General features: G+C 59.6%; 11 protein-coding genes. 4 read left to right on the plus strand and 7 right to left on the minus strand.

The window, feature by feature from the left end; all coding sequences use genetic code 11:
* Positions 1-172 precede the first annotated feature (172 nt).
* Positions 173-286 carry a protein YohO gene (locus ABLU87_RS07975; protein ID WP_004103838.1) on the plus strand — a complete coding sequence of 38 codons (114 nt, stop codon included), beginning with the start codon at positions 173-175 and terminating at the stop codon, positions 284-286.
* On the opposite strand, the gene ABLU87_RS07980 is transcribed toward ABLU87_RS07975, so the two are convergent.
* The 5 genes from ABLU87_RS07980 to bglX form a co-directional block, all read right to left on the minus strand.
* Positions 261-998: an ABC transporter permease gene (locus ABLU87_RS07980; protein ID WP_046877134.1), complete on the minus strand. Its 738-nt coding sequence runs from the start codon at positions 996-998 to the stop codon at positions 261-263. The genes ABLU87_RS07975 and ABLU87_RS07980 overlap by 26 nt on opposite strands.
* Entirely contained in the window at positions 982-1,929 is a 948-nt protein-coding gene (locus ABLU87_RS07985; protein WP_049082270.1) for an ABC transporter ATP-binding protein, read from the minus strand. Before ABLU87_RS07985 ends, ABLU87_RS07980 begins: the two co-directional genes overlap by 17 nt.
* Positions 1,922-3,079 carry an ABC transporter permease gene (locus ABLU87_RS07990; RefSeq protein WP_128334736.1) on the minus strand — a complete coding sequence of 386 codons (1,158 nt, stop codon included), beginning with the start codon at positions 3,077-3,079 and terminating at the stop codon, positions 1,922-1,924. The genes ABLU87_RS07985 and ABLU87_RS07990 overlap by 8 nt, the downstream gene beginning before the upstream one ends.
* Before the next feature lie 7 nt (positions 3,080-3,086).
* Complete coding sequence (locus ABLU87_RS07995; protein WP_032693700.1) at positions 3,087-4,004, minus strand: ABC transporter substrate-binding protein; 918 nt, start codon at positions 4,002-4,004, stop codon at positions 3,087-3,089.
* 166 nt (positions 4,005-4,170) lie between these two features.
* Positions 4,171-6,468 (minus strand): beta-glucosidase BglX, encoded by a 2,298-nt coding sequence (bglX, locus tag ABLU87_RS08000; protein WP_071846086.1) that lies wholly within the window; start codon positions 6,466-6,468, stop codon positions 4,171-4,173.
* Between the two features lie 194 nt (positions 6,469-6,662).
* Here bglX and dld point away from each other — a divergent pair, with 194 nt between their 5' ends.
* Together dld and ABLU87_RS08010 are read left to right on the plus strand one after the other, a co-directional pair.
* Positions 6,663-8,405: a D-lactate dehydrogenase gene (gene dld, locus ABLU87_RS08005; RefSeq protein ID WP_046877135.1), complete on the plus strand. Its 1,743-nt coding sequence runs from the start codon at positions 6,663-6,665 to the stop codon at positions 8,403-8,405.
* Positions 8,406-8,502: 97 nt separating this feature from the next.
* A complete protein-coding gene (locus ABLU87_RS08010; RefSeq protein WP_103815411.1) occupies positions 8,503-9,057 on the plus strand; it encodes a GNAT family N-acetyltransferase in 555 nt (184 codons plus the stop codon).
* Positions 9,058-9,150: 93 nt separating this feature from the next.
* On the opposite strand, the gene pbpG is transcribed toward ABLU87_RS08010, so the two are convergent.
* Both pbpG and ABLU87_RS08020 read right to left on the minus strand, forming a co-directional pair.
* The gene (pbpG, locus tag ABLU87_RS08015) at positions 9,151-10,098 is read right to left on the minus strand and encodes a D-alanyl-D-alanine endopeptidase (protein ID WP_014230138.1); all 948 of its coding nucleotides are present in this window, start codon (positions 10,096-10,098) and stop codon (positions 9,151-9,153) included.
* A gap of 176 nt (positions 10,099-10,274) precedes the next feature.
* Positions 10,275-10,862, minus strand: a complete 588-nt coding sequence (locus ABLU87_RS08020; protein ID WP_004122818.1) for a Yip1 family protein — start codon at positions 10,860-10,862, stop codon at positions 10,275-10,277.
* Between the two features lie 155 nt (positions 10,863-11,017).
* Here ABLU87_RS08020 and ABLU87_RS08025 point away from each other — a divergent pair, with 155 nt between their 5' ends.
* Positions 11,018-11,587 carry a DedA family protein gene (locus ABLU87_RS08025; protein WP_014230139.1) on the plus strand — a complete coding sequence of 190 codons (570 nt, stop codon included), beginning with the start codon at positions 11,018-11,020 and terminating at the stop codon, positions 11,585-11,587.
* Positions 11,588-11,686: the final 99 nt, after the last annotated feature.

The raw sequence follows: 11,686 nt of genomic DNA on the forward strand, positions 1-11,686 counted from the left end.
GGGTTGCGGCGTAAACGCCTTACCCGGGCTACCGGCCCGCAGACGGTGATGAACCGTAGCCCGGCTAAGCGCAGCGCAAGCCGGGGGGGTTGTCGTAGCTAAAAAGCAATTAATGTTTTATTAACACCTGCGCTTCACCGTATAATCCCTGCGTTAACATCAGGAGCCTATTATGAAGCCAGCGAAAATTGCGGTGATTACCCTGTTCTTATTTATGGCCATCAGCGGCATCGGCGGCGTGATGCTGGCCGGTTATTCATTTATTGTTCGCGGTGGTGTCGGCTGATTCGCTGGTTCAGCCGTTCAAACCCCCGGTCGACGATAATCGCCGCCAGCGCCACCAGCAGCGCCCCCTGAATCACATAAGCGGTATTAAATCCGCTGAGGCCGATAACAATCGGCGTGCCGAGCGTATTCGCGCCGACGGTTGAAGCAATGGTCGCCGTACCGATATTGACGATGGTCGAGGTACGAATTCCGGCCAGCATCACCGGCGCCGCCAGCGGCAGCTCAACTTTTATCAGCCTCTGCCAGCCGGTCATCCCCATTCCCTGAGCGATAGCTAACACACCGGACGGTACCGCCCCAATCCCGGCCAGCGTGCCCTGCAAAACCGGTAAGATGCCGTACAACACCAGCGCAATAAGCGCGGGCTGCCAGCCAAACCCCATCACCGGAACCGCAATCGCCAGCACCGCGACCGGCGGAAACGTCTGCCCCATTGCGGCAATCGTCTCCACCAGCGGGCGAAACTCATGCCCCGCCGGACGGGTGACCGCAATCCCGGCGACGACGCCCACCACCGTAGCCGCGAGGCTGGAGAGCGCCACCAGCCAAAAGTGCGCCAGGGTAAGAGAAACAAAACTCTCCTGCTGATAAACCGGACGCGGCAGTTCGGGAAACAGCGCGCTGAACAGCGGCGCGCTGTAGGGCAACGCCAGCAGCAGCGCGATAAACATGGCGCTGAGCCACAGCAGCGGATCACGCAGCACCTTCACGCCGGGCCTCCTCGCGCAGCAGGTCGGCAAAATGCAGCGTCCCGCAGGCCTCTCCCTGCTCATCGACCACCGGCAGCACCTCGCGGCGATGAGCAACGAACTGCGACAGCGCCTCGCGCAGGGTCATCGTCACGTTCAACGCGTCCCCCGCCAGGCGCTCATCGCGGCGCAGATAATCACTCACGCCGCGTAGCGACAGCAGGCGCACGCCCAGTTCGCTACGGCCAAAGAACGTCTCCACAAACGCATTTTTTGGCTCCAGCAGCATCTGCATCGGCTCACCCTGCTGTACCACTTCGCCGCCGTCCATCAACACCAGATGGTCCGCCAGCCGCAGCGCCTCATCGATATCGTGAGTCACCAGCACAATAGTGCGTCCCAGCAGGCGATGAATGCGGATCATCTCCTGCTGCAAGGCTTCGCGCGTCACCGGATCGAGCGCGCCGAAGGGTTCATCCATCAGCAGCACTTCCGGGTTGGCGGCCAGCGCGCGCGCCACGCCGACGCGCTGCTGCTGGCCGCCGGAAAGCTGATGCGGGTAGCGTTCGCGCAGGCCCGGCTCCAGCCCCAGCAAGGCCATCAGCTCATCGACCCGCGCCTGGGTCTTCTGCCGCGACCACTTTTGCAGCTGCGGGACGGTGGCAATGTTCTGCGCCACCGTCCAGTGGGGGAACAGGCCGATGGACTGGATGGCGTAGCCCATTCTGCGGCGCAGTTCGAGCACCGGCTGCTGGCGAATATCCTGCCCGGCGAAACGGATCGTCCCGCTGTCGTGCTCCACCAGGCGATTAATCATCTTCAGCGTGGTCGACTTCCCCGAGCCGGAGGTGCCAATCAGCACCGAAAATGCCCCCTCGCGCAGATGCAGATTGAGGTTTTTCACCGCAGGCTCTCCGCCAAAGGCTTTATTGACGCCGTCGAACTCAATCACGGGCCTCTCCTTTCAGTAATGCGCCCCACAGCGCGAATAACGCATCCACCACCACCGCCAGCGCGATGGTCGGGATAACCCCCAGCAGCACCAGATCCAGCGCGCTGCTGAGCAGCCCCTGGAAAACCAGCGCGCCGAAGCCGCCCGCGCCAATCAGGGCCGCCACCACCGCCATACCCACGGTTTGTACGCTGACCACCCGCAGGCTGCGCAACAACACCGGCAACGCCAGCGGTAGCTGTACCTGACGAAAGCGCTGCACGCCGCTCATCCCCATCGCCGTCGCGCTCTCCAGCGCTTCGCGCGGCACCTGCTGAAGGCCGATCGTCACCCCGCGCACCAGCGGCAATAGCGCATACAGCACCAGCGCAATCAGCGCCGGCGTGATGCCGGTGCCGGAAACGCCGAGCTGCGCCAGCGACGGAAACTGGCGCGCCAGTCCGGCCAGCGGCGCGATAAGCAGGCCAAAAAGCGCGACGGAGGGAACGGTCTGAATCACGTTGAGAACGGCAAAAACCGGCGATTGCCAGCGGGGGTAGCGCCAGAGCCAGACGCCAACGGGCAAGCCAATCAGCAGCCCCGGCAGCAGGGTCCCCAACAGCAGCGTCACATGCTGGGACAGCGCATCGTCAAACACCTCGCGGCGATTGAAATACTCTTTCAGCAAAGAGAGGCCATCGAGCGCGCCGAGCCCCAGCAGCAGCGCGGGCAGCAGCCAGACCTGCGCGTTCAGCAGCCAGCGCCACAGGGCTCGGGTCGTCAGGCGACGAACGGCATCGCTGGCGATAAGCAGGCACAGGGCCAGCGCCAGCCACAGGCCGCTTCCCGGCGAGGTGCGGGCCAGCGGAGAACCGCTCTGAGCCAGCTGTACCGCCGCACTGCCGGCTCCCCATAGCAATAAAGGCAGCAGCAGATCCGCCAGCAGGAAGATAACCAGCAGTGGGAGACGCCCGGGACGCCAGCTCAGCAGCGCTATCAGCAGCCCTGCCGCCCCCAGTACGCCCGCCAGCCACGGCCAGACCTGCCATAGCCAGCGCCCCTCGCCGGATAACAGCCGGTTAGGCGCATAGTTGATAAACGGCAGCGCCATCGCCAGCAGCAGGAGGAATGCCAGCAGCAGCGCAACCCGGTTACAGTAACGAGTGGTCACGCGCGCCCTACTTCAGCAGCCCTTTCTGTTGCAGATAGTCGGCGGCGACTTTCTTCGCATCCAGGCCTTCAACCGCAATACTGGCGTTCAGCTTTTGCAGCGTCTTTTCATCCAGGCTGGCGAAGACCGGCTGTAGCCAGTCGGCTATCTGCGGATACGCTTTTAACACCGCTTCACGTACGACCGGCGTGGGCGCATAAATCGGCTGCACGCCCTTCGGGTCGCTCAGGGTTTGCAAACCCAGCGCGGCGACCGGGCCATCGGTACCGTAGGCCATCGCCGCATTCACGCCGGAGGTTTGCTGCGCCGCCGCTTTGATGGTGACCGCCGTATCGCCGCCCGCCAGCGACAGCAGCTGATTTTGCTTGAGCGTGAAGTCGTAGGCTTTTTCAAACGCCGGCAGCGCGTCCGGCCGTTCAATAAATTCCGCCGAGGCGGCCAGCTTAAAGTCACCGCCCTTTTTCAGATAGCCGGCAAGGTCACTTAATGAGGCGAGGTGGTTTTTCTCCGCCAGATCCTGACGGACGGCGATAGTCCAGGTGTTGTTGGCCGGAGCCGGGGTAAGCCAGACGAGCTTATTCTTTTCCGCGTCCAGCTTTTTGACTTTTTCGTATCCCTGCTGCGCGTTTTTCCACGCCGGGTCGTTCTCCTCTTTGAAGAAGAACGCGCCGTTGCCGGTATATTCCGGGTAAATGTCCAGCTCTCCGGCGGTTATCGCCCCGCGCACCACCGGGGTGGTGCCGAGCTGGATTTTATTGACGGTTTTCACCCCGTGGCTTTCCAGAACCTGCAAAATAATATTGCCGAGCAGCGCCCCTTCGGTGTCAATTTTTGAGCCGACCTTAACCGGCTCCGCCGCCTGCAGCGGCAGGCTTATCAGGGCCGCCAGCGCCAGCGTGCCGGACCACATACTTGCCTTAATCATCCTCGCGTCCCTCTTTAATTTGCGCTCCATTAACAGGAGCTTAAGCAAAAAGCGTAGTTCATTTGGGGCGGAGCGGAAAAAGAAAAGGCCGATAAATCGGCCTTTGGGGTAAGGAATGCCTGTTCCCGGGTGGCGGCCGCAGCCTCACCCGGGCGACAAATCACCATTACAGCAGTTCAAACTCGCTCTGCTTCACGCGGGCGGAGTCGACGCCGATAAAGACGTTGAATTTACCCGGCTCGGCGTCGTACTTCATCTGCTGGTTCCAGAACTTCAGCGCTTCAACGTCAATCGGGAAGCTGACGGTTTGCGTCTCGCCCGGCTTGAGGGTCACCTTTTTAAAGCCGCGCAGCATTTTCACCGGACGGCTCATGGAGGCGGTAACGTCCTGCAGATAAAGCTGAATCACCGTCGCCCCTTCGCGCTTGCCGGTATTGGTTACCTGCACGCTGGCGGTCACGCTGCCGTCGCGCTGCAGGGTCGGCGCCGACATTTTCACGTCGGAAACGCTAAAGGTGGTGTAGCTCAGGCCGTAGCCAAACGGATAGAGCGGGCCGTTGGCTTCATCAAAGTAGCGCGAGGTGTACTTGTTTGGCTTATCCGCATTGTACGGGCGACCGGTGTTGAGATGGCTGTAGTAGGTCGGGATCTGCCCGACCGAGCGCGGGAAGGACATGGGCAGCTTGCCAGACGGGTTGTAGTCGCCGAACAGCACATCGGCAATGGCGTTGCCGCCTTCGGTACCGGCAAACCAGGTTTCGAGGATCGCATCAGCCTGCTGATCCTCTTTCACCAGCGCCAGCGGACGACCGTTCATTAGCACCAGCACCAGCGGTTTACCGGTCGCTTTCAGCGCGCTAATCAGGGCGCGCTGGCTCGGCGGCAGGGTGATGTCGGTGCGGCTGGAGGCTTCGTGGGCCATGCCCTGCGCCTCGCCCACCACGGCAACCACCACGTCGGACTGCTTCGCCGCCGCCACGGCTTCGTCAATCATCTCCTGCGGCGAGCGCGAGTCAACCTGCACCGCTTTCTCGTACAGATTGAGGAAGTCGACGATGCCTTTATCGTCAGTGACGTTAGCGCCTTTGGCATAGATAATCTTACCTTTGTCGCCCAGCGCATTCTGCAAACCGGTCAGCACGGTGACCGACTGATCGGCCACGCCCGCCGCCGACCAGCTGCCCATCATGTCGCGCTTGCTGTCGGCCAGCGCGCCGATTACCGCGATAGTGCCCGATTTTTTCAACGGCAGCGTATCGAGGCGGTTTTTCAGCAGCACCAGGCTTTCGCGCGCCACTTCGCGCGCTTCTTTGCGATGCAGGCGGCTTTCGGCGTTGGTATCCTGCGGATCGGAATCTTTCGGCCCCAGGTGGCTATACGGGTCGTTAAACAGGCCCATATCATATTTCACGTTCAGCACGTGGCGGGTCGCGTCATCCAGCTCCGCCATCGTCACCTTACCGGACTTCACCAGTCCCGGCAGATACTTGCTGTAGTACTCGTCGCTCATGCTCATATTGATGCCGGACTTCAGCGCCACGCGCACCGCGTCTTCCGGGTCCGACGCCACGCCGTGTTTGATCAGCTCTTTGATAGCGCCATGGTCGGAGACGGTGATGCCTTTAAAGCCCCACTGGTCGCGCAGCACGTCCTTAAGCAGCCAGGCGTCGGAGGTCGCCGGGGTACCGTTGAGCGAGTTGAGCGCCACCATAACCGCGCCGCTGCCCGCATCCAGCCCCGCTTTGTAGGGCGGCATATAGTCGTTGAACAGGCGCTGCGGGCTCATATCAACGGTGTTGTACTCTTTGCCGCCTTCGACCGCGCCGTAGGCGGCAAAGTGCTTGACGCTGGTCATCACCGAGTAGCGATCCGCCGGGCTTTTCCCCTGCATCGACTCCACCATCGCCCTGCCCATCTCGGTGGTCAGGTAGGTATCTTCCCCGAACCCTTCCGAAGCGCGGCCCCAGCGCGGGTCGCGGGAGACGTCGACCATCGGCGCCCAGGTCATGTTCAGGCCATCATCGGCCGCTTCGTAAGCCGACACCCGCCCGACGGTGTTCACCGCGTCGAGGTTAAAAGAGGAGGCCAGGCCAAGGCTAATCGGAAAGACGGTACGCTGGCCGTGGAGCACGTCATAGGCGAAAAAGAGCGGGATTTTCAGGCGGCTGAGTTCCATCACCTGATCCTGCATAATGCGGATATCATGGCGGGTCACGGTGTTAAAAATCGCCCCCACCTGGCCTTCTTTGATCATCTCGCGGATGGCCTCTTTCGGGTTATCCGGGCCGACGCTAATTAAGCGCAGCTGACCGATTTTTTCATCCACCGTCATTTTCGTCAGTAGTTCCGTCACAAACGCATCCCGCGCCTGCGGCGTTAAGGGATGATTGCCGAACAATTCATCCGCCAGCGCCGGTTGCAGCGCCAGGCTCACAGCGACGCCTACAGTACAAAGCCATTTCATTTTTATCCCTCATTGTTCCAGTCGACCAGATCGGCGAAAAGATAGCAAAAATCGAAGTCTGCCATAAACATAAACGAGACGCCTGAATAAAGCGCGCGTTGTTCTCTGATTTTTCGAAACATTGATGCATCAAATTGTCATACAAAGCGCTATTCTTATTTTTGATAATTTTGTACCACCACAAGGAGTGGAACATGTCATCTGCAACAACCTATAACAACGCTTTTCTGGCTGAACTCGCCCGTCTGGTCGGCTCGTCCCATCTGCTCACCGACCCGGCTAAAACCCAGCGCTACCGTAAAGGCTTTCGCTCCGGCCAGGGCGACGCGCTGGCGGTGGTCTTTCCCGGTACCCTGCTGGAGCTGTGGCGCGTGCTGAACGCCTGCGTCAACGCCGATAAAATCATTCTGATGCAGGCGGCCAACACCGGCCTGACCGAAGGCTCAACGCCGAACGGTAACGATTATGACCGCGATATCGTCATTATCAGCACCCTGCGCCTGGATAAACTGCATCTGCTGGATAAAGGTGAGCAGGTGCTGGCTTATCCCGGCACGACGCTCTATTCGCTGGAAAAAGCGCTGAAGCCGCTGGGTCGCGAACCGCACTCGGTCATTGGTTCATCCTGCATCGGGGCATCGGTGGTCGGCGGGATCTGCAACAACTCCGGCGGCTCGCTGGTACAGCGCGGCCCGGCGTATACCGAAATGTCGCTGTACGCGCAAATTGATGAAAACGGCAAGCTGACGCTGGTGAACCACCTCGGCATTGACCTCGGCACCACGCCGGAGCAAATCCTCAGCCGCCTCGACGACGAACGGGTTAAAGATGAGGATGTGCGCCACGACGGCCGCCACGCCCACGATCATGATTACGTCACCCGCGTGCGCGACGTGAATGCCGATACCCCGGCGCGCTACAACGCCGACCCGGACCGCCTGTTTGAATCCTCGGGCTGCGCCGGCAAGCTGGCGGTGTTCGCCGTGCGCCTCGATACCTTCCCGGCGGAAAAACGCCAGCAGGTGTTCTACATCGGCACCAACCGCCCGGACGTGCTGACCGAAATTCGCCGCCATATTCTCGCCGAGTTCAACCATCTGCCGGTGGCGGGCGAGTATATGCACCGCGATATTTACGACATCGCCGAGCAGTACGGGAAAGACACCTTCCTGATGATCGACAAGCTCGGCACCGATAAAATGCCGTTCTTCTTTACCATGAAGGGCCGCACCGACGCGATGCTGGAGAAAGTGTCGCTGTTTAAGCCGCACTTCACCGACCGCTTTATGCAAAAGCTGGGTCACGTCTTCCCGTCGCACCTGCCGGAGCGAATGAAAACCTGGCGCGATAAATACGAACACCATCTGCTGCTGAAAATGGCGGGCGACGGCATCGAAGAGGCTCAGGCCTGGCTCGGGGAATATTTCCAGGATGCCGAAGGGGATTTCTTCGTCTGCACCGCAGAAGAAGGCAGCAAAGCCTTCCTGCACCGCTTTGCCGCCGCGGGTGCGGCGATCCGCTACCAGGCGGTTCACGCCGATGAGGTGGAAGATATTCTGGCGCTGGACATCGCCCTGCGCCGTAACGACACCGAATGGTTTGAGCATCTTCCCGCCGATATCGATAGCCAGCTGGTGCATAAGCTCTATTACGGCCACTTTATGTGCCACGTTTTCCATCAGGATTACATCGTGAAAAAAGGCGTCGATGCCCACGAACTGAAAGAGAAAATGCTGGCGCTGCTGAAGGAGCGGGGCGCCCAGTATCCGGCCGAGCATAACGTCGGCCATCTGTATGAAGCGCCGGAAAGCTTAAAACGCTTCTATCGCGAAAACGATCCCACCAACAGCATGAACCCGGGGATTGGCAAAACCAGTAAGCAAAAATACTGGGGCGAAGCGCAGGATAAACCGACGAGCGCGACCGAACCGCAATAATCCGCACGGGGGACTGTTCAGCCGCGGGGCTTCTGTATTACGCTGCACGCCGGAGAAATTTCCTCTCCGGCAAACCCGTTTAAGGAATTAACCCATCATGTCCGCAGTGGATAAGCTACACGACGCTGACTTAGAGATCCGCGAAGCGCTGCCCGATGACGCCCACGCTATCGCCGCGCTGTACGTCTGGCACGTGCTCAATGGACGCGCCTCTTTTGAAGAGATCCCGCCAACCGTGGATGAGATGCGCAAGCGAATCAAAACCGTGCGCGATAGCGGGCTGCCGTGGCTGGTTGCCCTGTGGCGCGGCACCATCGTCGGCTACTGCTACGCCACCTTTTACCGCCCGCGTCCGGCCTACCGCTACACCCTGGAAGAGTCGATTTACGTTGAGGCGGGAATGGGGGGACACGGTATCGGCAGCGCCCTGCTCTCCCGGTTAATTGAGAAATGCGAACAGGGACCGTGGCGACAAATGCTGGCGATTATCGGCGACGGCCACAGTAACGCCGGGTCGATTGCGATTCATAAAAAGTTCGGTTTTAGCGTGGCGGGTCAGCTGCGCAGCGTCGGCTATAAGATGGGCGACTGGCGGGATACCTTGATTATGCAGCGCCCGCTCGGCGATGGCGACTGGACGCTGCCGGAGTAACCCCCGGCTCGCGCTGCGCTTAGCCGGGCTACGGTTCAGCGCGGTTCTGTAGCCCGGATAAGGCGTTTACGCCGTAATCCGGGGAAATGGGGGTTAATCGTTCTGTGCGGTCTGCGCGCCGCCTTTCAGCATCGCATCGGCCATCTGCGCTTCACGCTGCTTTTTATAGCTGAGCGCGGAAGCCGGAACCGGCATCACTTTTCCCGTTTCAATCCACGTTCTCAGGCGGCTGGCGTCGGCGAAGTGGGTATATTTGCCAAACGCATCCATCACCACCAGCGCCACCGGGCGCTGATTAATCACCGTACGCATAATCAGGCAGTGGCCCGCCGCGTTAGTAAAGCCGGTTTTGGTCAGCTGAATATTCCAGTTATCGCGGTAGACCAGATGGTTGGTATTGCGGAACGGCAGCGTATAGGCCGGATGGGCGAATGTCGCCATATCTTCTTTGGTGGTGCTCAGTTGGCCAATCAGCGGATACTGCTCGCTGGCTATTAGCAGCTTAGTCAGATCGCGGGCGGTAGAGACGTTATGAATCGACAGACCGGTGGGCTCAACGTAGCGGGTGCGGGTCATCCCCAGCGCCTGCGCCTTGGCGTTCATCGCGCGGATAAAGGCGTCGTAGCCGCCCGGGTAATGGTGCGCCAGGCTGGCGGCGGCGCGGTTTTCCGACGACATCAGCGCCAGCAGCAGCATATTGCGGCGGCTGATTTGGCTGTTCAGACGCACCCGTGAATAGATCCCTTTCATTTCAGGCGTCTGGCTGATATCAACGGTCAGCATCTCATCCAGCGGCAGATGGGCATCAAGGACCACCATCGCGGTCATCACCTTGGTGATCGACGCCATCGGGCGAACCAGGTCCGGCTGGCTGGCATAGATGATTTTTTTGCTGGCAAGGTCGACGATCATCGCACTGCCGGAAGCGATATCCGGCTGGGAGGCGGTCACCGCCGTGGAGGTTTTAGCCAACGCCTGGGGCGCAAAAGGCACAGCCAGCAGCAACGTCAGGCTGAGCAAAGAAACTCGAAATTTGGTCATCGTGAACATTCTGAAAAGTATTTTTGCACGTTATGAACGTACGCCGCGGCGCTGGGGTGATGACGCCGCTGGCAAAAATCATCATACCTTGTCAGAACGCGAGCTGGCTAATAAGAATCGTGAACAAATGCTGCATTGCCGACATAAAAATCTATTTATGCCGGCAATGAGTTAAATCAGAAGAGCCGATATCCGTATCCCCAGAGAATAACGGTGATCGCCAGCAGCACTTCCAGCACCAGCACCCCTATCGCCAGAGTCGAGCTGGCGAAGCTCAACCCCTCTTCTTTGTTAATCCCCAGGAACGTGGGAATACCGAGATACAGCAGATAGCCGGTGTAAAGCAGCGCGACGGTCCCGACCAGCGCGCACAGCCACACCAGCGGATAGAGCGCCACGAGTCCGCTGAGGAAAAGCGGCGTGGCGACATAGCCGGCGAAAACCATACAGCGCTTAAGGGAAGGCCGCTGCGGATAGCTTCGTGCCATCCACCAGATAACCCGCCCCATCACCGCAACCCCGGCGAGCATCACGGCGTAAAACAGCACCGCCAGGGCCAGCCCGGTCATCAGCGACAGTTTTACCACCGTGCCGTCGCCGAAGTTCCAGCCCAGCTGCGTGGTGCCAATAAAGGCGCAGATAACCGGAACCGCCGCCATGACCAGCACATGGTGCGTATAGTGATGCGAAACGGTTTCGTTTTCGCTTTTAATAACGCTCATCTCTTGATTAGGATGAGAGAAGAGCCCCCAGACATGGTTCATAGCGTCCCCCTTGTCACGGCGTGGTACAGCACTGATCCAAGTATAATTCACCTTGTAGATTATTTTGTGTACAGCGAGAAAAATGCGCTTCCCCCGCATTTTTATCATCAGGGTGTATGATTAAGGGACTGACGTTTTATGGAGTTAATCTTTATATGGATATCAATAACCTGATTTCCCAGTACGGCTACGCGGCGCTGGTCATTGGCAGCGTGGCGGAAGGCGAAACCATCACGCTGCTCGGCGGCGTGGCGGCACATCAGGGATTATTGAAGTTCTGGCTGGTGGTTATCTCGGTCGCCCTCGGGGGGATGATTGGCGATCAGCTGCTTTATTTACTCGGCAGGCGCTTTGGCGGACGGATTCTGCGGCGATTCGCACGCCAGAAAAAGCGGATCCAAAAGGCCCAGCGGATGATCCAGCGTCGCCCCTACCTGTTTGTCATTGGCACCCGCTTTATGTACGGCTTTCGGGTTATCGGCCCGCTGCTGATTGGCGCCAGCCGCCTGCCGCCGAAGGTGTTTCTGCCGCTGAATATTGTCGGCGCGATTATCTGGGCGTTAATTTTTACCACGCTCGGCTATCTCGGCGGGGAAGCGATTGGCCCGTGGCTGCATCATCTGGATGCGCATCTGAAGCACTGGATTTGGCTGATTCTGGCGGTGGTGCTGGTGGTTGCGGCGCACTGGTGGCTAAAGCGCCGCGAGGCAAAGAAGAAAGAGTGACGAGAGTTTCCGGATGGCGGCGTAAACGCCTTATCCGGGCGACAACCCCACAGATCGCATGGGCCTGTAGCCCGGCTAAGCGCAGCGCGAGCCGGGGAA

It is taken from the genome of Klebsiella sp. CB_Kp196 (genome assembly GCF_040061575.1).
GTDB classification, from domain to species: domain Bacteria; phylum Pseudomonadota; class Gammaproteobacteria; order Enterobacterales; family Enterobacteriaceae; genus Klebsiella; species Klebsiella michiganensis.

Coding starts and splice junctions, on each gene's coding strand:
- ABLU87_RS07995 (WP_032693700.1), bottom strand. CDS start 4,004: ATGATTAAGGCAAGTATGTGGTCCGGCACGCTGGCGCTGGCGGCCCTG.
- ABLU87_RS08020 (WP_004122818.1), bottom strand. CDS start 10,862: ATGAACCATGTCTGGGGGCTCTTCTCTCATCCTAATCAAGAGATGAGC.
- ABLU87_RS07975 (WP_004103838.1), top strand. CDS start 173: ATGAAGCCAGCGAAAATTGCGGTGATTACCCTGTTCTTATTTATGGCC.
- dld (WP_046877135.1), top strand. CDS start 6,663: ATGTCATCTGCAACAACCTATAACAACGCTTTTCTGGCTGAACTCGCC.
- ABLU87_RS08025 (WP_014230139.1), top strand. CDS start 11,018: ATGGATATCAATAACCTGATTTCCCAGTACGGCTACGCGGCGCTGGTC.
- bglX (WP_071846086.1), bottom strand. CDS start 6,468: ATGAAATGGCTTTGTACTGTAGGCGTCGCTGTGAGCCTGGCGCTGCAA.
- pbpG (WP_014230138.1), bottom strand. CDS start 10,098: ATGACCAAATTTCGAGTTTCTTTGCTCAGCCTGACGTTGCTGCTGGCT.
- ABLU87_RS08010 (WP_103815411.1), top strand. CDS start 8,503: ATGTCCGCAGTGGATAAGCTACACGACGCTGACTTAGAGATCCGCGAA.